This is a genomic window from Nonomuraea sp. NPDC050691 (assembly GCF_040654455.1).
Lineage (GTDB): Bacteria > Actinomycetota > Actinomycetes > Streptosporangiales > Streptosporangiaceae > Nonomuraea.
In genome coordinates this window covers 39,523-62,735 of record NZ_JBFAIA010000007.1, presented here as the reverse complement: position 1 = coordinate 62,735, position 23,213 = coordinate 39,523, and the positions used below count along the sequence as shown (strand labels likewise).

The following is a 23,213-nucleotide window of genomic DNA, read 5'->3' as shown; positions in this document are numbered from 1 at the left end:
GAACGACGAACCATGATCATTCAACACGGGCTCTTTGTATCATCACCAATCCGCGTCTCCGGAGGCGCCGTGACCGATCCGGCGACGAGTGAACGGAAGGTAACCCTCGCGTTACTGACACAGAGTCCCGCGATGCGTAGATTGCGGCAGGTGGTGATCACTGATCACCTATGGCTCGTCGTCCTCCTCCCCAAAGGGTCACATGACAACGCACCTGCCCTCCTTCCCCGCCGCGGGCGAGAACCCGCTCGACACCTGCATCCGGTTACGGGAGATCGCCCCCGTGGTCGAGGTGGAATTCCCGGGCGGCGTGCCCGCCTACCTGGCGCTGACGCACAAGGCCGTGCGGGAGATCCTCGCCGGGGACAACAAGACCTTCCTCAGGGACCCCCGGCACTGGCCCGCCCTGTATGACGGATCGATTCCCGAGGACTGGCCGCTGCGCGCCATCATCCAGGGCGGTCACCTGTCCACCATGGACGGCGGCGACCACAGGCGGCTACGCGGCCTGGTCGGCAGGGCGTTCACGCCGGCCCGGGTGCAGGCCCTGGAGCCGCGGATCCAGCAGATCATCGATGGCCTGCTGGATGACGTCGTGGCCGCCGGTGACGGCGTGGACCTGGTGCCCGCCTTCACCGAAGCGCTGCCGATGTGGGTGATCTGCGAGCTGTTCGGCATCCCCGCCGAGGACCGGCTCCGGCTGCGCAACTGGACCTCCACGCTGCTGGCGCACACCACTCCGCCGGAGGTGGCCTTCGCGACGCAGAACGAGCTGCAGGCGTTCCTGCACGAACTGGTGGAGCGCAAGCAGCGCGAACCTGGCGACGACCTCACCTCCGGCCTGGTGCAGGCCCGAGACGAGGGCGACCGGCTCACCACCGACGAACTGGTCGGCGTGCTGTGGCTCATGCTCGTCGCCGGTCACGAGACCACCGTCCACCTGCTCGGGTACGCCATCGTGGCCCTGGCTCAGAACCCGGACCAGCTCCGGCTGGCCAAGGCCGAGGACCGCTGGGCCGACGTGGTCGAGGAGACCCTGCGCTACCGCCATTCGGTGATGATGACCAGCTTCCGCTTCACCGCGGAGGACGTGACCATCGCGGGGGTGCACATCCCCAAGGGCAACGCGGTCGGCGTGGTCTACCAGGCGAGTGGCGTCGATCCGGCGGAATACGGCGACAGCGCCAACCGGTTCGACATCACCCGTGAGCAGACCGGGCACCTCGGCTTCGGCCACGGCCCGCGCTACTGCATCGGGGCGCCGCTGGCCCGGCTGGAGAGCAGGCTGGCCCTCGCCTCGCTGTACCGGCGGCTGCCGGGGCTCAGCCTCGCCATCGACCCCGACGACATCGCCTACTCCCCGTCGTTCTTCACGATCGGACCGCTGTCCCTGCCGGTCGATCTCGGTCTCACCACGTCCTGACGGGCATGATTCATTTGCCGGCCCTTGGCATCTGAGAGCACATGGCGGGGGTACGTCCTCCCCGATGGGGCGATCTTGGGCCCCGGAGGGGAGGACGGCCATGTACGCGACGGTACGGCGGTACGAGGGAGTGACCGATCCCGCCGAGGCGGGACGCCGGGTGAGTGAGGAGTTCGTCCCGCTCATCAGCCAGGTCCCCGGGTTCGTGGCCTACTACTGGGTCGACGCCGGGGATGGCGTGATGCTCTCCACCAGCGTCTTCGAGGATCAGGCCGGGGCCGAGGAATCCACCAAGAGGGCCGCCGACTACGTGCGGGAAAGTCTCGCCTCCCTGCTTCCGAACGCTCCGCAGGTCACGGCCGGCGAGGTGGTGGCGTCCGGGTAGCGGTTGCCCGCGCTCCGGCGGCACCGCTCGTCAGGCGGCGCCGAAGTCCTCGGCGTGGTCGCGGGCCCACTGGCCGTACGTCCGGGCGGGTTCGCCGGTGACCTTCGCGACCGCGTCCGTGGGCGGCGCGGGCCGGTCCACGGCGGCGGACTCGCGGATCACGGCCTCGGCGACCTGCGGCGTCGTCCAGGCGCTGAGCGTGCATCCCGTGGTGGGGGAGATCGAGCTCGACTGCGAGGTCCTGGCCGTGCCCGGCGACGACCATCGCGAGCCGGTCTGAGCGTGGTTCGGCGTCCGGACCGGATGCCCGTCACGAGCGATCGACCGTGCGGACGCTCCTGCTCATCAGCGCGAGAAGCAGTGCCGTTGTGATCAGGCACCCCAGGATGACCAAGGTCCGGTGCGCGCCGAGGGCGGCTGATATCGGGGCGATCGAGAACTGCATGACGGGCACCGCCACTGACGACAGGAGCACGTCGTACGAGTACACCCGCCCGAACAGATCAGCCGGGATGTGGGACTGCAGCGCACCGAGCCAGGCGATGCTGAACTGCTGTACTCCGGCGCCCACGCAGAACGCCGTCGCGACGAGGACGATCGCCGGGGCCCGCAGGCCGAGGGCCAGGGGGAGGAACGCCTGTGTCCCGGCGCATGTCAGGCCGACCAGCAAAGGCCGGCGCGCGGTGAACCGTAGAGCGATCAGGCCACCTGTGACCAGTCCCAGGCTCTGCGCCGCGAGGACGATGCCCCACGTGGGGCGGCCGAACTCCTGATCGGCCAGGATCGGGCCCAGGACCTGCACACTGGCGGACAGCGCCGCATTCATGAGGGCGAACGCGAGAACGATGACCCAGACCCAGGTGCGCGCCGAGAACTCACGCCAGCCTTCGCGAAGCGCGGACGGGAGGCTCGGGCGGGCCGGCCGCTCGGCGGGTTCGGTGATCCGGCGGAAGAACCCGGCCGCGCAGACGACCAGCGCCCCGGCTGCGCAGAGCCCCCAGGCCGGCTGGGTGAACGCGGCGACGCCCCCGGCCAGAACGGTGCCGGTCACGGTGGCGGTGGTCATTGCGAGCCGCGCGACGGCGTTCGCCCGCTGCCGCGCGTCCTGGGGCGTCACCTCAGCCGTCGCCGCCGCGGCGGCGGGCAGGGAGAAGGCGCTCGCCACGCCGGTGACTGCCGCGAGGATCGCGTACGGCGCCACGTGTACGGTTCCCAGTACGGCGCTCGCGGACATTCCGAGCTGACAGCAGCCCCCGACGAGGCAGGACACGATCAGGACCGGTCTGCGAGAGTAGCGGTCCGCTATCGCACCGCCGAGTACCACGAAGGCAACATAGGACGAAGATCTGGCACCCACCACGATGCCGACGTCGACCGCTGAGCCGGTCAGGTCCAGCAACGCGAACGCGCTGGAGAGGGGGGCGAGCGCATAGCCGAGCGACGTGGTGACTCTCCCCAGCAGGATGCGGTAGAAGTCTCTCGGATATCCGAGCCGCCGGCGCGTGGGAAAGCCGAGCCGGACCGCTGACTTGCCTTGCCTGAACGCCACGGGCCGGACCTACGCCGGCTTCTCGAAGACGGAGACCATCTTGCGGCTGGCGTCGTCGTAGGCGGACCGCTGCCAGTCGGACCACCGCTCCCGGAGCCTGAAGCCGGCCTCGGCTGCCATGCCGTCGATCTGCTCGGCGGAGTGGTAGTGCATCACACATGGCACCAGCCGGATGGATCCGTCCTCGATGATGGCGTCCTGCGACTCCAAAACGCGATTCTCGCGATCGGCCCTGATCGCCTGGATGACCAACCGGCCGGCACTCATGTGCTTGACCTTGACGAACTCGTCGCCGGAGCCGAGCCCGGAGGTTCCAGGGGTGAAGTTCTCCAGGATGAGGACGCCGCGTGGTTCCAGGCAGGCATGGACGTTCGCCAGGAACCGCCGCTGGCGAAGGTCGTCGCCGAGCATGAAGAACGTGTTGAACAGGCACGAGGCGGCGGCGTAGGTGCCCGCCACGGCGGAGCGCGCGACGTCGACATGCCGGATGTCCATGTCGAGGCCGCCCTCGTGGCACTTGACCCGCAAGATGTCCAGCATCGAGCGGCTGACATCCGTGGCCGTCACCGGTATCCCGTTCCTGGCCAGCGGTATGGCGATGCGCCCCGTGCCGGCGCCGACCTCGAGCAGGCGTCCCTTCCCCGCGAAGCCGGCGAGAGCGGCGAGTTGCTCGGGTGAGGGGACGAGCCGCTCGTAGTAGGAGTCGTAGATGTCCGCGGCCGCTTCGCCGTAGGTGTCCGGCTCGAAGCCCATCATGTGCGGTTACACCTTCCTGAGCCGGCCGGAATGAATCCGGTGGCGGTGATCTGGCGCAGGGATTCGGTGACGAACCGCGGGCTGTCGATCCCCGCGAGAGATGCGAAACGGGCGGCGATCTCATGTGCCGGATAGAGGTGCGCCAGCAGCCAGACCAGCGCTGTCGCCCTCGACATCTCGCCCGCCTGTCGTCCGCCCAGGGCCACCGCGCCGTCCAACGGCAAGAGGACCTCCCAGCCGCAGTCGAGCTGGGGAGGAAGCATGAGGAGGTCTGTGGCGAGAGTCGCGGAGAGCTCTTGGTCCCAGGAGAAGAGGCCCGCTATTCCGGTCAGGCGTTCGCTCAGCTCGATCCTGTCGCGCACATGAGTGAGGGCGTGCTCTGGCTGGTAGCCGCCCGGCGGGTTGAGGCGTTCCAGGATGCCGGCTGTCACCGCGTCGCCCAGCCCGCTGCCCACCAGCCGCGTGATCGTGAATTTCTCCCTTTCCGCGAGGTAGCTGCCTTCGACGGCCGTCAGCAGCATTTCCGTGGCGAGCGTCAGGGTGTGCTGAGAGGTCGCCCACGCCGTGCCGGTGTCCCCCTTGACGGCGGCTCCGTAGGCGTCGCGGGCGAATTTGTGAGCTTCCGCCCCGTAGTAGGCGAGATGGATCTGCCGCAGGCGACGCTCGCTGACGGACTTTCTCCACCCCTCGAATTCGTCGTGGCCCACCATGGGCACGCCGCTGTGTATCCTGCCGAAATCGCGGATCGTCTTGCGGTCCTGGAAGAGCCACCGGTAGTCGTCGCTGCAGATTCTTCTCGACAGCAATTCCGCGGATATGCTCCGCAGCTCGTCCAGCGAGTAGATCTCCACGTCCACGGTGAGGTCCTCGCTGCCGTATTTGTCGGCGAACCTGGGTGTGGTGGCCGAGCCGGGAACGACCGCGATGAGGTCGATGTCCGACGTGGCGTTTCCCAGGCCGACCGCCAGGCTCCCGCCGAGGCACACGAAGAGCGGATCGTATTGCGTGCGAACATTCTGTACGGCTACGTCGATTGCGCGTCTCTGGTCGTCGAGGAGACCGAGGTCGTCGAGATGCATTGCGGATCCCAGCGGTCGAGTCGAGTGGCCGGCCCGCCCCTGTGGAGGGCCGGCCCGCATGACGGCGGTTCCTTAGAGGGAGACGTCCGCCATCTTGGTGATCTCGATGGTCTCGCCCTGGCGAATCGACTCGATCTCGTGGACGGCGAGAGCGATCATTGGGGTCTCTCCTTTGCTAGAGATTCCGTTCTCCGCGACGGATTGCCGGGAGGGAGCCCGACCATGAAACGCGGCCCGTGGGCGTGGCATAACACCACTCTTGCTGGTCGGGCAGATGTCCCAGATCATGCAGCACGTTTTCTGGATCACGCAACCTTCACGTGGCCGTCAAGGCGCCTCCTGAACGCGTCTGGAAGGGGTGGCGCATCCGTTTCCGGGGCGTGGAAGCGGTGCTGCTCTCGAATTCCAGTGCCTTGACCGGCCAAAATCGGGCTGCCTAATCTGAGTCGGCATCGCCGGCAGGATAAAGGGGGTCGTGACGGATGATTCTCGTCGGCCTTTTGAAAAGCCATTCGTGGGAGACCTGCCGATGAGGTCCGCGCGGTCGGCGGTCGTCCACGAATTCGCCGAGAAGGTCACCGCTTATTTCGCCGGCCACGATTCCTGTGCCGGGCTTCGGGACCTGCTGCCCCGGCACGACGCATGCGCGGCCCTGCTCGCCGAGGCGGCCGAGCTCCGTGACCGCGAGGGACCTGTGGGCCTGTCGCACGTGCACCGCAACGGCTTCACCAAGCTTTGCCTGCTCGCCGGGCCCGCCCATGCCCCCTGGCGGCTGCGGCTGCACATCTGGGACGGGCCCGCGCGTGATCCGCAGATCCACGACCACCGGTGGTGCTTCTCATCCCGCGTTCTCGCCGGGGAGCTGATGGCGTTCAACTACGACAGGGTGGACAGCGGCACGGGGTGGTTCGCACATCGCCTTCACGACGCCGACGCGGACGGCAGGAAGAAGATCGAGCGGGCCGGGCAAGTCGCTCTGAGCCTGGCGGAAACCGTCGTGCTGAAGGCCGGCCGGACACATGACCTGCACTACGAGCTGCCGCACCTCATCGAGCACGAGCGCCTGGGGATGGCCGCCACGCTGGTGCTGACCGCGCCGGCCGCGCGGGGCTTCTCCCATGGCTACAACCGTGACCGCGCCACCCAGCCGACGGTCGTCCCGCCCACCATGATCCCAGCCGGTGACGTGGGCCGGCGCATCCATGAATTCCTGGAGAGATTCGCGTGTTCATCGCCTTCTGTGGTCTCGACGGATCAGGCAAGACCACCCAGATCGAGCTGCTGAGCGAGGCGCTCAGGCCGGCGCACAGCGTGTACGTCACGCGGCAGCCCACGACGGCCTACCGCAACGATCCATTGGTGCGCGCCTACCTCAACGACGAGGTGAGCAAGGCCGAGGAGCTTCCAGCGCTCAGGGAGATGGCACTCTACGCTGCCGCGGACCGGCTACGACACCTGCGTACGGAGATCCGCCCCCATCTGGCGCAGGGGGACGTGGTGCTCACCGACAGGTACGTCTACTCCAGCTATGCCTACTTCCTGGCGCGCGGGCTGGACGAGCTGCCGTGGCTGCTCGCGCTCAACAAGTTCGTGCCGGCCCCGGATCTCGTCTTCTACCTCGACATGAGCCCGGAAGAGAGCGAGCGCAGGATTCTCCGCCGTGACGGCCGCTCCCACAAGAAGGAAGAGGTCAACCTGGAGCGCATGGCCCGGGTCAGGGAGATGTTCCTGAGCCGGCCCTGGGGCGTCGATGATCGTTTCCACGTCATCGACGGCGCACAGCCGCGAGAGGCGGTCGCCGAGCTGATCCGCAAGCAGGTGGGCTGTGGTTAGGCGGGCTGTCGCGTGTGTGCTGCTCACCGCCGACGCGCGCGTCGTCCTGCATCGGCGCGGCCCTGCGTGCCATGACGAGGTAGGCATGATCGAGCCCCTCGGGGGCGAGGTCGACGCGGGCGAGTCCCTTCTTGACGCGCTGCACCGCGAGGTGACCGAGGAAGCCGGCGACCTGCTCCTACGGGTGGTACGGCCGCTGACTCCGCAACGTCTGACCGTGCCGGACACCAGGGGAGTGCTCCATCGCTGGCTCGTCCATCCCTTCCTCGCTCTTCTGCTCGGCGGCGAGCCGAGCGTGCGCGAACCCGAGTACAACGCCGGCTTCGTCTTCGTGCCCATGGCCGACGTCCTGTCACAGCCCCTGACAAAGCTGTGCGGCGGGCTGCTCACGGAATCAGCGCGGTCAAGCCTGGCCGAGATCCGTGGGGAGGCGGCATGCCTGTAGCGGCATCGGAGGTCACCCGGCAGCGACGGGCGGACGGGACGCCGATCGTGTACGCCTCGGGCAGCGGCGCGACCGTCCTCGACCGCGAAGGGCGCGACTACCTGGACTTCATCTGCGGGTTCGGCCCGGTGGTCATCGGACATGCCGATCCGGACTGGTCGTCGCGGGTCCTTGAGCTCATGGGCGGTGGCATCCATCTGCCCGGGTACACGAGCGCCCACGACGACTTCGCCCAGGCCGTGTGCGATGCGGGCAGGTGGAGCGTCGGATACTTCAAGCACTCCTCCGACGCGGTGACCGCGGCCGTGCGCCTGGCCGGCATGGAGACGGGCCGGCGAAGCTTCATCCGATGCGGCTACCTCGGCTGGCACGACGCGCTCATCGCGAGCTCGCCCCGCTGGCACGAGCCGCTGAGCAGTCCCGCCAGGGCGGAGGTCAGGTATCACGAGGGTTTTCGCGGCGTTCACGGCGCGGAACGGCCCGCGGACTGGGTCGGCCTGGACCCGGTCGAGCTGAGGGAGATCGTCCGCACGGCACCCGACGCTTACGCCTGCCTGGCCGTCGACGCCTACCAGGCGACGCTGCTGGATGGTGGCTGGCTTCAGGCGGGGATGGAGCTCTGTCGTGAGCACGGCATCAGGATCATCATCGATGAGACCAAGACCTCAGGCCGGGTCTCTCCTCTCGGCGCCCTCGTCGACCTGCACGAGCAGGCCGACTACGTGGTGCTGGGGAAGGCGATCGCCAACGGGGCGCCGCTCAGCCTGCTCCTGGGCCCGCCCTCGATGATCTCCGCGTACGGCGGCGCCCGCGTGAGCGGCACTTTCAGCAAGGAACTCCTGGCGCTCTGGGCCGCCACGGCCACCGCGGAGCGCATGTCGAAGAACGACGGCTACGCGCTGCTCCGCGGTGCGGGCAGGACCGTCGCCGCCGCCTTCGAGGAGGCGACTGAGCAGGCGGAGACAGCGGGCCGCGTGCGTGCCGTGCCGCTGTTCGACGGCGCCATGTGGGAGGTCGCCTGGGCGCCGTCCATGCTCGGCGACCTCGCCGCCCGCGCCCGGCTGCCCGAGCACATGGCCTCGGCGGGCGTTCTCATCCTGCAGGGACATCCGTCCTTCGTCAGTCTCGCCCATGCCGACATGGACGCCGACGTGCTCGTCGAACGGTTCCGTGCCGGCTTGGAGGCATGGAAGCGTGAGGAGATGAGCCGGTGACGATCGACAACGTGCGCTTCCTCGAAGAGGTACGTCTCGCCCCGGAGCCCGGCCGGGTGTTCGTCAACGTCACCTCCCGTGGCTGCGGAAGCGGATGCTCCTACTGTTATGTGGACGGCTTCCGCGAGGTGCAGGAGCTGGTCGACTTCGACCAGTTCCGCGCCTCCATCGACGCGCTCGTGAGTGACGAGAGCTTCCAGCCCGGACCGGACGGCACGGTGGTGAGCATGTGCCCCGACACCGAGCCGTTCAAGACGCCGGAGTCGACCGACAGGGTGCTGTTCGCGGCGAAGCGGGTGCTGCGCCTCGGCAACCCCGTCCAGTTCTCCACCAAGGAACGCCTGCCCGAGCGCGCCTTGGCAGAGGTGGCCGATGCCGCCCGGCGTCCCGAGCAGGTCGTCTGGTTCACCTCGATGACCACCGTCTCGGCTGCTCACCAGGTCGAGCCGGGGGCCGCGCCGATCATCGAGCGCCTCCGCAACTTCGAGCGCTGCCGGGCGCATGGCATGCCCTCGTGCCTGTACATCAAGCCGTTCCTGCCCTCGATGCTGCGTGACACGGACCGGCTGATCGAGCTTCTGCTGGCCCACCCGCCCGACTCGATCTGCGTCGGCATTCTCTACAAGGCCAATGAACGCGGAACCCGGTCGCACCGGCATCCCGTGCATCCGGGGCTGACCTCACGCGGCCTCGACGACCGTTTCATCGAATTCGTGTCCAGGTTGAGGCAAGCCGGCGACATCAAGATCTTCCACTCGGCGATCTGCGTCAACGCCTGGCAGCTCGACCGGGAGCCGAGCCCTCCGATTTGGTCGAGCTATCCCGAGTTGTGTGTCTCGTGCCGCGGATGTGGCCAGTGATCGTCTACCTCAACAACGCCACCACGGCGTACCCGCGGGAGCAGGTCGCGGTGGCCGCGTACAACGAGGCGTTGAACACGGCGCCCGCCGACGTCAGGCACGCGGCGGGCGATTCCGACGCGGACGTGGCGCGCGCCAGGATCGCCGAGCTGCTCGGGGTCGCCGCGGGCGAGGTGGCGCTGCTGTCCGACGGGACCTTGGCGATCAACTACGTCATCCAGGGGACGGCGCGCGGCGGGCGGATCCTCGCCGACAACAGGTCGCACAACGCCGTGCTGCGCACCGCCAACGCCGTCGGCCGGCTGACAGTGGTGGACCTCTATTCGCTTGAGGATGAGCCGCAGGAGTTCCTTGACCCCGGCTTCGTGCCCGACCTGATCTGTCTCACCCACACCAGCAACGTCAACGGTGCGGTCCTCGGCGTGGAGCAGGCGTTGGCCGGCTTCAGGGAACGGTTCCCCGGCTGTCCCATCCTGGTCGACGCCAGCCAGGCGGCCGGAGCGGCCGACATGGGCGGGGCGCTCGCCGCCGACTACGTGGTCTTCCCCGGACACAAACATCTGGGCGCGGTGCCCGGCGCGGCCGTCCTCGTCGCCCGCAGGGCGCTGCGGCCGCTGGTCTTCGGCGGTACGGGAGCGGGCGCCGAGGACGCCGTCTGGAGCGGCGACGGCAACGTGGTCGAGGTCGGCACCCCCAACGCGCCCGCCGCGCTGGCCCTGGCCGCGGCCCTGGCCAGGGCGCAGGAGGAGCAAGAAGCTGACAGGAAGCGGATCGCCGAGCTCGTCGCCCTGCTCCACGCGGGGCTGGCCGAGATGAGGTCGCTGCGGCCGATCGGACCGCCGCCGGACGGGGCGCGAACCGGCGTGGTCGGGTGTGCGGTCACCGTGGGGCACCCGGAGCTGGACTGGGCGCGCACGCTGGGGCTCCAGGGCGTGATCGTCCGCGGGGGCCTGATGTGCTCGCCCGTCCACCACGGCCAGCTCGGACTTCCCTTGGGCACCCTGCGCTTCAGCGTGAGCAGGCACAACTCCGCCGAGCAGGTCGAGCGGGCCGTGGCCGTCGTGGCCGAGCTGGACCGCGCGCTCACGGACCTGTACACATGACCGACCCTCGATGCAGCCGTCACGGCACGCTCATCCACCTGGGGACCGCACGCCCGTGCGCCGAGGATCCGGACGCGCTGGCCTTCGAAGGCACCGCGCTCGTGGTGCTGGCGGATCTGCGCGAGGGGCTCGGCGCTCAGGGCTTCCGCCTGCTGGAGCTGACGGCGGCGAACGTTCTCATGGCCCGGCGGCCGGACGTCGGCACCATCATCGCCGCGCCCGGCAGCTCATTGACGGTGACCAGGGGCAGTTCACCTGCGGCGATCCGGGCGGCACTCGAAGCCGCGGTCGCCTTCGGCAACGACAGTGAGGAATGTGATGGCGAACACGTCCATGTTCGGGACCAGGCGCAGCGGGATCATCTTCGCGGCGGATCTCGGCACTCCTGACGACAATTTCCGCGTTCTCGACCTCATCGCCGGCCACGTCGACGTCGTCAAGCTGGCGAGCCCGTTGGTCTACCAGCACGGCATCCGGGTGATCCGGCTGTTCAAGGAACGGTACGGCCTGCCGGTGTTCGCCGACCTGAAGATCGCCGACGTGCCGCACACGGACGCGCGGATCGTGGAGCTCATCCGTGACAACGGCGGGTCCGCCGCAATGATCCACGGCTTCGTGGGGCCGGACGCGCTCGAGCTCTGCATCGAGGCGGCGGGACCCGACGTCGGGCTGATCATGCAGTTGGAGCTGACCAATCCTGGCGGGCGCATGTTCACCGCGCCCATCGCGGAGGACATGGCCAAGCTCGCCCGCGACCTCGGCCTCTTCGGCGTGCAGGCGCCGGGGAACAGGCCCGATCGCATCGCGCGCATTCGGGAAGTGGTGGGTCCCGAGGCGACCGTGGTCTGCTGCGGGGTCGGGGCCCAAGGCGGCACGCTGCCCGAGGTGTTCGCGTCCGGCGGCACGTACGGAATTGTCGGCCGCGCCATCTACGCCAGTGACGACCCGCTGGCCGCGGTGACGGGCCTCTCCGCGCTCGCTCCTGCCGGGAGGTGAAACGTGCCGAGGCGAATGTCCTGAGCCGCGAGGCCCGGGACATTCACCTCGGTGCGGCCAGCATCGCGAGAGTCTTTTCCCGGCAGGCGTTGTCGAGCATGTCCGCGTTGACGGAGAAAAGCCGGCTCGTCCGGGCGAGCCGCCGCAGTTTGTTCCGCATGTCCGAGCATGCCGCGCTGTAACGGCGGAAGTCATTGTTCAAGTGGTGGAGCAGGTCGTACTTCAGACCGTACGTGCCAACGGCCAGGGCGAAATGTTCGAGAAACACCGTGAAGGTTTCCTCGTCGATCTCCTCGACCGAGAATTCCTTGGACGGGTTGAAGTCGACGACGCACATGTTGCGGATCCGCGCCTCTCTCACCGACGGGCGGCCGAAGACCAGATCGGGATCCAGCCTGTATTCGGACCGGTCGAGATGCCGGTCCTGCCGGCCGGAGGCGATGATGTCGTCGAAGCCGCCGCCCGCGCGCACCCTCATGGCGGTCGGCACTCCGTGCACCTGTCGATCCCGGATCAGCAGGTGCGTGTTGCCGATATAGCGTGCGCCACTGGCGCAGGCCTGCCCGAGGAAGACCGTCTTGCCGGCCTTGGCCCGCCCGAACAACAGCGTGGCGCCCACGCCCGGCTGCAGGAAGGCGGCGCCCTTCAGGTGCAGGAGACCGTTGTCCACGGCGAAGATCGTCAGCAGGTGCTTGACGAGATAGGCCCAGACGATCCGGTCGAGTCGCCGGCCGAAGACGTGAATGCGGTTGCCGCGCGTGACCAGTTCGGCGGGCGGGCCGAAGTGGTGTGTGATGTAGAAGCCGTCTCGGAACCGGTCGGCGCGAAAACCTCGGTCACCCAGGGGGCGCAGGAGGTCCGGCTCGATGGGGTCCTCGTCCAGATCGACGCAGACGACCTCGTAGTCCACCTCGTGGCCGGCCGCGGACTCGGGGGGCAGACGCCTGTTGAAGTAGCCGAACGCCGGGAAGTCCGCCAGGTTGCTGGACAGTCGGACGCGGAGCAGATTGAGGTCGATCACCGCCGACGACCTTATCGTGTACCGTCCGCCCAGGTCGGCGGTGACATCATCCTCAGTACCCATCCCATCCCCCTGCCGGCGAAGCGGCGAACGCCCATGATTATCGACGCGAATGGTCCGGCGCGCATCAGATGGAAGCAGGGGCCGCGCGCCTTCCGGATGGATGGAATTTCCTGCGGCCGAGCCGGTGCGGAGTGGAAGGAAAAACGGTCGCCTATTCATCTTCTTGACCCGTTGAACGGTCCTCCGTCTAATCTTATGCACAACCTGAGAATGGATTGGAGGGAAACAGATGAAGATCTCTGCCGACGTCATTCGCCAGCTGTCGACTGGTGCCGTCAAGAAGGGCTGCCAGAACGGCGGCAAGTAGTGCGTTCGTGATCGTGGCGGCCATGGGAATGGCCGCCACGATCACGAACGTGCAAGAGCGGCGAAGGAGTGAGCGAAAATGGCGGCCCTTGAAGTGCTCCTGGGCGAGAGGCGAATCGCCGGGCGAGCCGAGCTGGCCGAGGCGATGCGGATCCTGGCGACGGAGGCGGCCCCCGACTGTCCCGCCGGCGCACCCGGCGACTACCTCGAGCCCCGACTCTTCTCCCAGCTCGTCCGGCCGGGATTCGAGGACATGACACTGGAGCAACTGCTCTTCGGCAGAGCCGCGGAGAAACCGGCGGAGATCGTCGCGATGACCGACGCCACCGGCGTGGTGAGCCTTCCCGGACTGGGCTCCTGCCGGACCGGATTTCCCCAGGCGCGGGTGAGCATGCGTTTCGACCGTGACGCGCGAAGCTTCACGGTGCGCTCGGGCGCCGGTGGGACACAGGTGTGCCCCCTTGCCCCGAGTCGGACGGTGGGCTCGACCGGGATCGAGGTCGTGGATCACCTGGATCCGATGCTCGCCGGATTCCTGGCCAACCACGTGGAGGCCGCGGAGCGGTTGACGCTCGTGGATGATCCCGGTGGCTGCCTTCCGGACCTGTCCAGGGCGCTGGACCTCATCGCCGCCGTGCGTCCCGAGTTCCACGGCTGGTTGTCGGAGAGCCTGATGGGCGTGCTGCTCTTCCGGCATCCCGACGCCGAGCCCTTCGCCGCCCTGGGCATGCACGGCATGATCTTCCTTAACGTGCCGCAGAGCACGACGGCCGCCTATTTCGTCGAGCAGTTCACGCATCAGGGCGGGCACGTGGTCTTCAGTGAGGCGACGCTGCGACGCGGCGATTTCTTCGCCGTCGATCCCGAGACGCCGCTGGCCGACTTCATCGCTCAGGATGATCCGCGGATCGTGTACGACGCCTTCCACGGCCTCTACACCGAGCACATGGAACTGCAGATCTACCGCGCGCTGCTCCAGCAGGGGCTGGTGACCGAGGCGGAGGGCGCCGATCTGCGCGACTTCGCGGCCGCCGTCTCCAAACGGCACGCCACCGACCTCGCCCTGATCGCCCCGCGCGCCAAGGAGATCTTCTCGGAAGAGGGGCTCGCCGTCTTCGGCGAGTTCCAGAGCGACTGCGAAAGCGAGAACAATGGGCATGGTTGACCCCGGAGCGCTCGATCGCCTCTTCAGGCCGGCCAGAACCGATCCGGGCCTGCTCATCTCCGTCGTCGGATTCGACGGCTCCGGCAAGACGACCCAGATCGAGCGGCTCGCCGAGATCTTCCGCGCCCAGGGGCGCGAGGTCGTCGAGACCCGGCAGCCGTCCGACTGGTATCGGGAACTGGCCGAGGTGCAGGTCTTTCACGACCAGGGCGGCTCGGAGGAGACGGCGCACGTGCTCGCGCTGCTCTCGGCCGCCGACCGGCGCAGGCACGTCATGGAGGTGGTGGACCCGGCGCTCGCCAGGGGCGCGGTCGTCCTCTGCGACCGCTACGTGTACGCCACCTTCGGCGTCTTCGTCCATCGTGGCGTGGACTTCGACTTCCTGGTGACGATCAACAGCGGTGTCCCGCGTCCCGACTACGCCTTCAGCCTGCGGGTGCCGACGGAGGAACTGGTGCGCCGGCTCCGGGCTCGCGACGGTGACCGGCTGAAGCACGAGGAGAAGTCGGTGGCGAAGATCGAGTCGATCACCAGCACATACGAGAAGCTCGGCGACCAGTTGATCCAGATCGACGGCTCCTTGGGCCCCGACGAGGTCACCAAGTCGATGCTCGCGCACCTTCCCGCCTCGTACCAGGGATCAGAGAGTCATGCTCGACGCGACTGACCTGCTGGCCGAGATGGTCGCCATCCCGAGTGTGAACCCGCTTCTGCCGGGCGCGCTGCCGGGCGACGACGAGCAGAACGTGGCCGCCTTCATCGCCGGTCACCTCCGATCAGGCGGGGCCGAGGTCGAGCTGCAGGAGGTCAAGGACGGGCGATGCAACGTCATCGCGCATGCGCCGCGCAGCGGTGACGCCGACGACGCGGTGATCCTCATGACCGGGCACATGGACACCTATCCGGCGGGCGGGCCGCGCTCCGGCTACGAGCTCGTACGCGAGGACGCCGCGCTGTACGGCCGGGGCAGCGCGGACGCCAAGGGCCCGCTGGCCGCGATGGTCACCGCCTTCCTGCTGGCGGCGCGGTCGCCGTCGCGGAGGGAGGCGTACGTGGTGGCGACCGTCGACGAGGAGTGCCTTCTCATGGGTGCCCGCCAGCTCGTCTCGCACCACATGCGCCCCACCCTGGCCATCACCGGGGAGCCCACCAGCCTGGTGCCCGTCACCAGCCAGAAGGGCATCATCCGCGGGTCGCTGAAGGTCCGGGGGGCCGCCGGTCATGCCGCCTACCCCAAAGGGGACACCGCGATCGACGCGGTGGCGCGGCTGGTCGATGCCGTACACCGGCTCAACCAGGAGTATGCGAACGGCCCTGCGCATCCCGTGCTCGGCGTGCCCACCATGACAGTGACGAAGATCCAGAGCGGCGGCGGCATGAATCTGGTGGCCGAGGAGGTCACGGTGTGGTTCGACGCCCGGTTCCTGCCCGGTACCAGCGGGGAGAGGTTCGCCCGCGAGGTGGAGACCGCGCTGCGCGCGCAACTGCCCGGCCAGGACCTCGTCATGGACGCGCTCAACTTCATCTCCCCGGCCAACGCGTGTGTCGTGGACAACCCCGTGGTGTCGGAGTTCTTCGCCCAGGTGGAAGCCGTGACCGGTGCCTGCGAGCCCGAGGGCTTCGCCTACGGCAGCGAGGCGGGAGTGCTGGCGGAGATCTGTGACTCCAGCCTGGTCTTCGGTCCAGGCGACGCGCGCTACTCGCACGGTCAGGTGGAGATGATCGACGCCGGTGAACTCGACGCCGCGACCGAGATCTTCCGCAGGCTTCTCGTCCCGACAAGCGATCGAGGAACACGCCATGCCGGTAACCCTTCCTGACAAGGCCGTCATCGCCTGCGTACATCTCCTGCCGACGCCCGGTTCGCCCGGCTACGACGGAGAGCTGGAGCAGATCTACGAGACGGCGGTCCGCGAGGCGGAGATCTTCCTTCGCCACGGTGTCGACGCCCTGATCGTGGAGAACGCGCGCGACCTCCCCTTCCACCCGCAGTCCGTGCCGGTGGAGACGGCAGCCACCATCGCCGGCGTCACACGGGAGATCGTCCGCATGTCGGATGTCCCGGTTGGTGTCGCCGTGCTGCGCAACGACGCGTCGGCGGCTCTGGCGGTGGCGGCCTGCACCGGAGCCTCGTTCATCCGGGTGAACGTCCACATCGGCGCCGTCTTCTCCGCCCAGGGCGTTCTCGCGGGGAACAGCCACGAGACGCTCCGCCTCAGGGAAGCACTTCGCTGCGACGTTGCCGTCTTCGCCGACGCGGGCGTCAAGCACTCGCAGCCGTTCGCGTACCCGGATCTGGCGACGGAGGTCCGGGACCTGTCGGGCCTCGCGGACGGTGTGATCGTGTCGGGCGAGCTCACCGGTCTGGGCACGAGTGAGGGCGATCTCGTGACGGCGCGACGCGCCACCGGGCTCCCACTGCTGGTCGGCAGCGGGGTCACGCTGGACAACCTGGAGACGATGTACGACCGCGCCGACGGGTTCATCGTCGGCAGCCACTTCAAGGTCGACGGCGTCGCCGGCAACCCGGTCGACGAGGGCCGGGTCGAGGTGCTGATGAAGACCGTCGACTCGATGCGGCGTCCGCATCCTTGATCTCTCCATCCCTAGCCAAGGTAGGAAAGCGCATGAACTTAGAGCATTTCCCGGTCCGGGAGAAGACGGTGCGGGCATATCGCGTGCAAGGCGACACGATCCTGTTCCGCTACATCGACCGATACCGAACCAACGAGGTCGGCGGGTTCATCGTCGCGCTCTGCGACGGCGGTCACAGCGGCGCCGACATCGTGCAGGCGTTGGTCGACCGCTACGAGATCGACCGCGACCGTGCGGTCTCCGTGACCACGCGCTTCCTGCAGGACATGCGGGACAAGGGCTTCCTGCGGCTGCAGGTGGCCGCGGGCGACGCCGGCGCGTCCTGAGGCAATGACGATGGGCGAACACGACTTCCGGGGGCCGGCGATCGAGGCCGACGACCTCGTCCGCTCCTATCGCTCGCGATCGGGCTGGCTCAAGCCCAAGACGAACGTCATCGAGGCGCTCAAGGGTGTGAGCTTCACTGTCGAGCGCGGGGAACTGTTCGGGCTGCTCGGGCCGAACGGCGCGGGCAAGACCACGACCATCAAAATACTCAACACGCTGCTCCTTCCCACCGGCGGCACCGCCAGAGTGTTCGGCCATGACGTCACCAAGGACCCGACGGAGGTTCGCCGGCGGATCGGGTACGTCTTCGGCGGCGACAAGGGTCTGTACGACCGGCTCACCGCGCTGGACAATCTCCTCTACTTCGCCGAGCTGTACGGCGTGGACCCGGCCGAGCAGCGCACCAGGATCCACGAGCTGCTCGAACTGGTGGGTTTGTCGGGTCGCGAACGGGAACGGGTCGAGGGTTACTCCCGCGGCATGCGTCAGCGACTGCACATCGCCAGGGGGCTTCTGCACAAGCCGGATGTGCTCTTCCTCGACGAGCCCTCCATCGGGGTGGACCCCGTCGCCGCTCGCGCGCTGCGCGTGACGGTGGCCGGTCTGAGCGCGCAGGGTGTGACGATCCTGCTGACCACGCACTACATGGCCGAGGCGGACGAGCTCTGCGACAGGATCGCGGTGATAGCGGACGGCCGCATCCAGACGATGGACACCCCGGAAGCCCTCAAGGCGTCGGTCGCCGCCGACACCGTGATCGAGGTCGAGGTGGCCGAGGCGACCGACGACCACGTCAGCGCGCTGCGGGCGCTGCCTGGAGTGCTGTGGGCGGGCGCGGAGAAGGGCGAGGGCCGCACCTCCGTGCTCACCGTCCGGGCCAAGCCCGGCGGGGACCTGTACTCGGCGGTCCTGGGGGTGCTCGGCGACCTGCACATCATCCGTGTCTCCGGCCGGGAGCCCAGCCTGGAGGACGCCTACGTCGCCATCGTCGGCAACGGTTCAGGTCAGGTCCGGGCATGAGGTGGCGATGGCTGGTGCGGGTCGTCCACCGCGGCGTCCGCGCCCAGTTCCTGACGATGTCCAGGGCGCGGCTGCTCATCGTCTTCAACGTGCTGACGCCTGTGGTCTACGCGACCATCGCGATGTACCTCTATGGCGCCGACCAGCCCGGCAAACTGCTCCAGGTGAGCGTCGGCGCCGGCCTGATGGGCGTGTGGACCTCCGTGCTCTTCGGGTCGGGCGGCGCCGTCCAGAACAAACGCTGGGCCGGGCTGCTGGAACCGCTGATCTCCACCCCGGCGCCGTTCTGGGTGATCCTGTTCTCGATCTCGCTGGCGACCTCGATCGTGGGGATGTACGCCATGATCGCCACTGTCTTCTGGGGCGCGGTCTTCTTCGGAATGCCGCTGGCGTTCCCGTCGCCGGTGCTCTTCCTCACCGCGACGGGCGTGTGCGTGCTCTCCATGGGCATGATGGGCATGCTTCTGGCCTCCACTTTCGTCTTCATGCGCAACGCGAACGCGCTGGCCAACACCCTTGACCACCCCATCTGGTTGCTCTCGGGGATGTTGGTGCCGATCGCAACGCTGCCTGGCTGGATGCAGCCCCTGACCTGGGTGCTGCCGACGACCTGGGGTGCGGCCGCCGTGCACAACTCGCTCGACGGTGGTCCTGTGCTCTGGCCGATGCTCGGGGCGATCGTCCTGGGCGCCGTCTACCTGACGCTGGCCCTGCTGGCCCTGCGCCGGGTCGAGCAGCTGGCCCGCCGGCAGGCGACACTCGCGCTCGCCTGAGAGCAGGCCCCCAGCAAGGCGCAAGATCCACAGAAAGGCGGCAAATCGTGTTGCGCACCTTACGGCTTGCGGGAGTCGGCGGCATCTTGGCCTATCGGGCGCTGTTCAACTGGACGAGCCCGTCCCTCTTCGTCGGCTCGCTGCTGGCTGCCCCCGTGTTCCAGTTGCTGTTCTTCGTCTACCTCGGGCGCGAGATCGGGGTCGCGGACGACAACTTCTACGTTCTGGGCAACGTGCTGCTCGCCGCGACCGGTGCCTGCGTGACCGGCGGCACGATGGCGATCGCCAACGAGCGCAGGTACGGCACGCTGGGCCCGCTGCTGCTGAGCCCGCGCAGCCGCGTCGTGATGTGGGGTGGCCGGGCGCTGCCGTACATCGGCAACGCCCTGCTCGTGATGACCTTCACCCTGCTCTGCGCGGCGGCGACAGTGGGGCTGCGCATGCCCATGTCGGGCATGCCGGGACTGCTCCTGGCCCTGACGGCCGCGAGTCTGTCCGGCACGGCGTTCGGCATGGTCATCGGCTCTGTCGGCCTGCGGGCCAAGAACACCATGGTCATGGCGAACATCGCCTACACCATGCTCATTCTGCTGACCGGGACCATCGTCTCGCGTGACACGCTCCCGGCCTGGATGAGCGCGATCGGAAGCGTGCTTCCGCTCACTCACGCCACACAGGCGGTCCGCGCCTGCTCCAGTGGCGCCGACCTGGCCGTCGTCCTGGGCCACGTGGGCGAGGAGCTGGCGGTCTGCCTGCTCTACACCCTCATGGCCGCGGCCCTGCTGAAGTACTTCGAGTGGATGAGCCGCAAGGGCGCCTCCCTCGATGCCATCTGACCCACCTACCCGGGAGTTGAAATGACCTTCGAAGACCCCACGCTGGAGCTGAGCCACGGCGGCGGGAGCGAGTCCACCGCGCAGGGCCGGGATGCCCTGGTGGCGGAGCGTACCTCGCAGCCCTTGCCGGACTTCGCGGAACTGGCCCGCAGCTACCCGGAGCTCGCCGACGCCACCTGTGTCTTCCTCAGCGGCTCGGTGACCCAGGGCTGGGGCAACGAGACGAGCGACATCGACGTCTTCGTCGTCACCAAGGAGCCCTTCGACACCGAGAAGAGCGAGCTGCTCTTCATCGAGCAGCGGGTCTCCACGAAGGACCCGGTCGCCTGGATCGCGGTCGGTCAGCTCGGCGCCTTCCGGGCCGACATCGAGATCTGGCACGAAGCCCAGGTCGAGGAGTTGCTCAAGCGGTTCGAGCGCGACGGCTCCGGTCACTACCGCGGCTACAACGGCCCCTTCGGTTTCGCCGAGCGCGAGCTGTTCTACCGCCTCACCATCGGGGTGCCGCTGTGCGGAGAAGGCTGGTGGAGCGAGAAGAGGGAGGCGATCCTCGGGTCCGACTACCGTCTGTGGCTGGCGGAGGAGGTCAAGAACGCCGTCGAGAACCGGCTCGAGGACGCCACCGGCATGCTGAAGGCCGGTGACCACGAATCGGCGGTCCTGGCCGGCTACGAGACCCTCACCAAATCGCTCATGGCCCTGCTGGCCACGTACGGCGACTTCTCGCAGCAGCAGAAGTGGCTCTACCGCCGGATGCAGAAGTACGCCCCGGCAGAGGTGTCGGTCGAGGACGCCTGGAAGGCGCTGAGCATGGCCGGGTGCTACGAGGCCCCGGACGAGTGGGTGCGCAAGACCACCGACCTGGCCTCCCGGCTCATCCTCGCCGTCGAGCAGCGAATGAGCTGAGAGCGCGGCCGGTGGAGCGCCCGGAGCGCTCCACCGGCTCACCGACTGCTTCTTCACTTCGGGGGGCTGCTTGCGATCCGTGAGACTGCGTCTCGCCGTGTACGCCGGGCGGGCACTGGCCTGGTACTACCGCCGTACGGCGAAGCCGGGGAGCGGGGCGATAGCCGGGAGAGTGGTGCTCGCCCTCGCGCCCGGAGCGCTGCGCACACTGGCCGCCGGGCGGAAGGTCGTGGTGGTCAGCGGCACCAACGGGAAGACCACGACGACCCGGCTGATCGCCGAGATGCTGGGCGCGTCAGGCCGGGTGGTCAGCAACGACACCGGGGCGAACATGCCCGCCGGGCTCGTCACCGCGATGATCAGGGAGCTCGGGTTCGACTTCGCGGTGCTAGAAGTGGACGAGCGTTACCTGGGCAGCGTCTGCGAGCAGACGCGCCCGGCGGCGGTCGTGCTGCTGAATCTCAGCCGCGACCAGCTCGACCGCAATCCGGAGACGGCCCTTGTCGCGCAGGCATGGCGCAGGATCTCCGGTGACCTGGCCCCTCATGTCATCGCGAACTGCGACGACCCCAACATCTACTGGGCGGCGCACGACTCGCCCAGGGTCACCTGGGTCTCGATGGGTGACGCCTGGCACGACTCGTGGTCCTGCCCGTCGTGCGGCGAGAGCCTGAGCCGGTCCGCTGCCCGCCACTGGCAGTGTCATGGATGTGGGCTGTCGCGTCCCAGCCCGCAGTGGTCGGCGGGGGAAGGCTCGGCGACGTACCTGCCCGCAGCCCAGACCTACGAGCTGCCGCTGCACCTGCCCGGCAGGGTCAACGTCGCCAACGCCGCCATCGCCCTGGCCGCGGCGGCCTCCTTCGGGCAGCCGGCGGCGGACCTGGCGCGGCGGTTGTCGGGAGTCCGCTCCATCGCCGGGCGCTACCGGGTGATCGACGTCTTCGGGCGGCAGGCCCGGCTGCTGCTGGCCAAGAACCCCGCGAGCTGGAACGAGGTCTTCCAGGTGATCGACGAGGCCGCGGGCGTACTGATCGTGCTCAACGCGCGGGAGCTCGACGGCCGGGACACCTCGTGGATCTGGGACGTGGACTTCCGCAGGCTCAGGGGCAGAACGGTCTTCGTGAGCGGGGAGCGCCGCTATGACCTCGCGGTGCGGCTGGACGTCGCGGACGTGGAGTTCAAGATCGTCTCTTCGCTCGAGGAAGCCTCCGCCCTGGCGCCGATCGGCCTGCTCGACGTCGTGGCCAACTACACGGCCTTCCTCGAACTGATCAAGGAGTTCGGCTCCTCACGCCAGATGTAGGCGGCGAAATCACCCGTGGGGCCTTCCCGGCGGTAGGAGTAGAGCTCCGGAGCCTCGATCGTGCAGCGGTCCTCATGCCGCACGTCCTGGACACCCGAGCGGTGCAACAGCGCGGTGATGGCGCCGCGCAGATCCAGGCCCGGGGTTCCCCAGCGTGTCGTGGCCCAGGATTCCGGAATGACCGCGGCCATCTCCTCGCGTATCTCGGCGGAGACCTCGTAACAGAGGGCGCAGGCGGCGGGCCCGATCACGGACGTCATGCGCGAGGGCACGCCGCCGCGGGCGACCAGAGCGGCGACCAGTGCGTCGACCACCCCGGCCGTGGTGCCGGCCCGACCGGCGTGGGCCGCGCCCACGACACCGGCGACAGGATCCGCCAGCAGGACCGGAGCGCAGTCGGCGACCAGGATGGCGAGGGCCAGCCGCGCCTGATCGGTGCATACCCCGTCCACCGGCGGGGGTGAGTCGGCGAAGGGCTCGCGCACGTACGCGACCTCGGCGCCGTGCACCTGCCGCAGGTAGACCACACGGCCGGGCGGCAGACCGAGGGCGGAGGCGACCTCGTCCCGCCCTCGGACGGCCACCGCACGGGCCTCGGCACCGAGCCGGGCGACCTCATGCGGAGGCAGGCTCACCTTGCTGTGTCTGTCGGTGAACGCGACCCGGATGTCGCCGATGCGCAGTGCTCTCATGAGGCGCCCGTCGCCTCGGCTTCCTGCGTGCGGGCGCGGGCCACGGCCGCCAGGCGCCGGTTGCCCCAGGTGGGATGGCCGGTGATCTCCTCGCCGAACCACGGTGGCGGGATGAAGCGGTTGGCCTCCTCGACGCTGTCGAACTCGACCTCCACGACCCGCAGACCGGACAGTACGCCGTCATAGACGTCGACGCTCGCGACGTACCCCTCGATCGGGACGCTCCAGCGGTACTTGCTCAGGCACTCGCCTTGCGCCAGCGTCCACAACTGCGCGAAGGGCTCCTCCTCGATCTCGAACTCGACTTCCCGGCGGACCATGGTGTTCGCCGCGGCCTCGAAGGCTTTGACGGTCATGAGCCGCCTGTCACCCTTGGCGCGGATACGGAACTCGGCATCCGCGCCCGGCGGCGAGAGGTAGGCCTGTCGTACCTGGACACCTCTGGCGTCGTCCGGCACCTGCCAGTCGTCGGCCACCTTGAACTTCCGCTCGATCTCAAGATTCATCTGACCTCGATTCGGTGCACAGCAGGCCGAAGGGATCGCGTGTCGGCCGGCTTCTCA

General features: G+C 68.5%; 27 protein-coding genes. 21 read left to right on the top strand and 6 right to left on the bottom strand.

All coding sequences use genetic code 11. The features are described 5' to 3' along the window. Nucleotides 1-202 precede the first annotated feature (202 nt). The 3 genes from AB0H81_RS04875 to AB0H81_RS04865 all read left to right on the top strand — a co-directional run bounded on the left by AB0H81_RS04875 (nucleotide 203) and on the right by AB0H81_RS04865 (nucleotide 2,088). Nucleotides 203-1,423: a cytochrome P450 gene (locus AB0H81_RS04875; RefSeq protein WP_358369328.1), complete on the top strand. Its 1,221-nt coding sequence runs from the start codon at nucleotides 203-205 to the stop codon at nucleotides 1,421-1,423. Nucleotides 1,424-1,523: 100 nt separating this feature from the next. Continuing rightward, nucleotides 1,524-1,808: a hypothetical protein gene (locus tag AB0H81_RS04870; protein ID WP_358369325.1), complete on the top strand. Its 285-nt coding sequence runs from the start codon at nucleotides 1,524-1,526 to the stop codon at nucleotides 1,806-1,808. Between the two features lie 97 nt (nucleotides 1,809-1,905). Further along, nucleotides 1,906-2,088 carry a hypothetical protein gene (locus AB0H81_RS04865; protein WP_358369323.1) on the top strand — a complete coding sequence of 61 codons (183 nt, stop codon included), beginning with the start codon at nucleotides 1,906-1,908 and terminating at the stop codon, nucleotides 2,086-2,088. A gap of 30 nt (nucleotides 2,089-2,118) precedes the next feature. Here the strand turns inward: AB0H81_RS04865 and AB0H81_RS04860 are convergent, their stop codons facing one another. Genes AB0H81_RS04860 through AB0H81_RS04850 form a run of 3 tightly spaced genes read right to left on the bottom strand, consistent with a single transcriptional unit; the run spans nucleotide 2,119 to nucleotide 5,192 of the window. Then, entirely contained in the window at nucleotides 2,119-3,357 is a 1,239-nt protein-coding gene (locus AB0H81_RS04860) for an MFS transporter (protein ID WP_358369321.1), read from the bottom strand. A gap of 9 nt (nucleotides 3,358-3,366) precedes the next feature. Continuing rightward, complete coding sequence (locus tag AB0H81_RS04855; RefSeq protein ID WP_358369319.1) at nucleotides 3,367-4,113, bottom strand: class I SAM-dependent methyltransferase; 747 nt, start codon at nucleotides 4,111-4,113, stop codon at nucleotides 3,367-3,369. Then, on the bottom strand, nucleotides 4,110-5,192 hold the full coding sequence (locus AB0H81_RS04850) for a hypothetical protein (protein ID WP_358369317.1): 1,083 nt from the start codon (nucleotides 5,190-5,192) through the stop codon (nucleotides 4,110-4,112). Before AB0H81_RS04850 ends, AB0H81_RS04855 begins: the two co-directional genes overlap by 4 nt. Nucleotides 5,193-5,721: 529 nt before the next feature. Here AB0H81_RS04850 and AB0H81_RS04845 point away from each other — a divergent pair. The 8 genes from AB0H81_RS04845 to pyrF are packed head-to-tail and all read left to right on the top strand — an operon-like array spanning nucleotide 5,722 to nucleotide 11,643. Further along, entirely contained in the window at nucleotides 5,722-6,477 is a 756-nt protein-coding gene (locus AB0H81_RS04845) for a hypothetical protein (protein ID WP_358369315.1), read from the top strand. Next, nucleotides 6,417-7,025 (top strand): dTMP kinase, encoded by a 609-nt coding sequence (gene tmk / locus AB0H81_RS04840; RefSeq protein WP_358369312.1) that lies wholly within the window; start codon nucleotides 6,417-6,419, stop codon nucleotides 7,023-7,025. Before AB0H81_RS04845 ends, tmk (AB0H81_RS04840) begins: the two co-directional genes overlap by 61 nt. Next, complete coding sequence (locus AB0H81_RS04835) at nucleotides 7,018-7,470, top strand: NUDIX hydrolase (RefSeq protein ID WP_358369309.1); 453 nt, start codon at nucleotides 7,018-7,020, stop codon at nucleotides 7,468-7,470. The genes tmk (AB0H81_RS04840) and AB0H81_RS04835 overlap by 8 nt, the downstream gene beginning before the upstream one ends. After that, on the top strand, nucleotides 7,461-8,684 hold the full coding sequence (locus AB0H81_RS04830; protein ID WP_358369306.1) for an aminotransferase class III-fold pyridoxal phosphate-dependent enzyme: 1,224 nt from the start codon (nucleotides 7,461-7,463) through the stop codon (nucleotides 8,682-8,684). Before AB0H81_RS04835 ends, AB0H81_RS04830 begins: the two co-directional genes overlap by 10 nt. Further along, nucleotides 8,681-9,544 (top strand): radical SAM protein, encoded by an 864-nt coding sequence (locus AB0H81_RS04825; RefSeq protein WP_358369303.1) that lies wholly within the window; start codon nucleotides 8,681-8,683, stop codon nucleotides 9,542-9,544. Before AB0H81_RS04830 ends, AB0H81_RS04825 begins: the two co-directional genes overlap by 4 nt. Then, nucleotides 9,532-10,647, top strand: a complete 1,116-nt coding sequence (locus AB0H81_RS04820; RefSeq protein ID WP_358369299.1) for an aminotransferase class V-fold PLP-dependent enzyme — start codon at nucleotides 9,532-9,534, stop codon at nucleotides 10,645-10,647. The genes AB0H81_RS04825 and AB0H81_RS04820 overlap by 13 nt, the downstream gene beginning before the upstream one ends. After that, nucleotides 10,644-11,036 carry a hypothetical protein gene (locus AB0H81_RS04815; protein ID WP_358369297.1) on the top strand — a complete coding sequence of 131 codons (393 nt, stop codon included), beginning with the start codon at nucleotides 10,644-10,646 and terminating at the stop codon, nucleotides 11,034-11,036. Before AB0H81_RS04820 ends, AB0H81_RS04815 begins: the two co-directional genes overlap by 4 nt. Continuing rightward, nucleotides 10,966-11,643 (top strand): orotidine-5'-phosphate decarboxylase, encoded by a 678-nt coding sequence (gene pyrF, locus AB0H81_RS04810; RefSeq protein WP_358369294.1) that lies wholly within the window; start codon nucleotides 10,966-10,968, stop codon nucleotides 11,641-11,643. Before AB0H81_RS04815 ends, pyrF begins: the two co-directional genes overlap by 71 nt. Nucleotides 11,644-11,686: 43 nt before the next feature. On the opposite strand, the gene AB0H81_RS04805 is transcribed toward pyrF, so the two are convergent. Further along, entirely contained in the window at nucleotides 11,687-12,727 is a 1,041-nt protein-coding gene (locus tag AB0H81_RS04805) for a FomB family phosphonate monophosphate kinase (protein WP_358369292.1), read from the bottom strand. Nucleotides 12,728-13,112: 385 nt separating this feature from the next. Between AB0H81_RS04805 and AB0H81_RS04800 the strand changes: the two genes are divergently transcribed. The 10 genes from AB0H81_RS04800 (at nucleotide 13,113) to AB0H81_RS04755 (ending at nucleotide 21,958) form a co-directional block, all read left to right on the top strand. Continuing rightward, a complete protein-coding gene (locus tag AB0H81_RS04800; protein WP_358369289.1) occupies nucleotides 13,113-14,198 on the top strand; it encodes a hypothetical protein in 1,086 nt (361 codons plus the stop codon). Beyond that, on the top strand, nucleotides 14,191-14,865 hold the full coding sequence (gene tmk, locus AB0H81_RS04795) for a dTMP kinase (protein WP_358369286.1): 675 nt from the start codon (nucleotides 14,191-14,193) through the stop codon (nucleotides 14,863-14,865). Before AB0H81_RS04800 ends, tmk (AB0H81_RS04795) begins: the two co-directional genes overlap by 8 nt. After that, nucleotides 14,849-16,018, top strand: a complete 1,170-nt coding sequence (locus tag AB0H81_RS04790) for a M20/M25/M40 family metallo-hydrolase (RefSeq protein ID WP_358369284.1) — start codon at nucleotides 14,849-14,851, stop codon at nucleotides 16,016-16,018. Before tmk (AB0H81_RS04795) ends, AB0H81_RS04790 begins: the two co-directional genes overlap by 17 nt. After that, a complete protein-coding gene (locus AB0H81_RS04785; RefSeq protein WP_358369281.1) occupies nucleotides 15,999-16,793 on the top strand; it encodes a BtpA/SgcQ family protein in 795 nt (264 codons plus the stop codon). The genes AB0H81_RS04790 and AB0H81_RS04785 overlap by 20 nt, the downstream gene beginning before the upstream one ends. A gap of 32 nt (nucleotides 16,794-16,825) precedes the next feature. Then, nucleotides 16,826-17,119, top strand: coding sequence for a PqqD family protein (locus AB0H81_RS04780; protein WP_358369278.1), 294 nt, complete (start codon nucleotides 16,826-16,828; stop codon nucleotides 17,117-17,119). Between the two features lie 4 nt (nucleotides 17,120-17,123). Next, entirely contained in the window at nucleotides 17,124-18,140 is a 1,017-nt protein-coding gene (locus AB0H81_RS04775; protein ID WP_358369275.1) for an ABC transporter ATP-binding protein, read from the top strand. Further along, the gene (locus tag AB0H81_RS04770; protein WP_358369272.1) at nucleotides 18,137-18,913 is read left to right on the top strand and encodes an ABC transporter permease; all 777 of its coding nucleotides are present in this window, start codon (nucleotides 18,137-18,139) and stop codon (nucleotides 18,911-18,913) included. The genes AB0H81_RS04775 and AB0H81_RS04770 overlap by 4 nt, the downstream gene beginning before the upstream one ends. A 47-nt stretch (nucleotides 18,914-18,960) precedes the next feature. Then, on the top strand, nucleotides 18,961-19,749 hold the full coding sequence (locus AB0H81_RS04765) for an ABC transporter permease (RefSeq protein WP_358369270.1): 789 nt from the start codon (nucleotides 18,961-18,963) through the stop codon (nucleotides 19,747-19,749). A 21-nt stretch (nucleotides 19,750-19,770) separates the two neighbouring features. Next, a complete protein-coding gene (locus AB0H81_RS04760) occupies nucleotides 19,771-20,655 on the top strand; it encodes a nucleotidyltransferase domain-containing protein (protein WP_358369267.1) in 885 nt (294 codons plus the stop codon). Nucleotides 20,656-20,734: 79 nt separating this feature from the next. Beyond that, nucleotides 20,735-21,958 carry a MurT ligase domain-containing protein gene (locus AB0H81_RS04755; protein ID WP_358369265.1) on the top strand — a complete coding sequence of 408 codons (1,224 nt, stop codon included), beginning with the start codon at nucleotides 20,735-20,737 and terminating at the stop codon, nucleotides 21,956-21,958. On the opposite strand, the gene pgeF is transcribed toward AB0H81_RS04755, so the two are convergent. Then, nucleotides 21,904-22,650 carry a peptidoglycan editing factor PgeF gene (gene pgeF / locus AB0H81_RS04750; RefSeq protein ID WP_358369261.1) on the bottom strand — a complete coding sequence of 249 codons (747 nt, stop codon included), beginning with the start codon at nucleotides 22,648-22,650 and terminating at the stop codon, nucleotides 21,904-21,906. The two genes, AB0H81_RS04755 and pgeF, sit on opposite strands and share 55 nt — an antisense overlap. Further along, nucleotides 22,647-23,156, bottom strand: a complete 510-nt coding sequence (locus AB0H81_RS04745; protein WP_358369258.1) for a CYTH domain-containing protein — start codon at nucleotides 23,154-23,156, stop codon at nucleotides 22,647-22,649. Before AB0H81_RS04745 ends, pgeF begins: the two co-directional genes overlap by 4 nt. Nucleotides 23,157-23,213 lie beyond the last annotated feature (57 nt).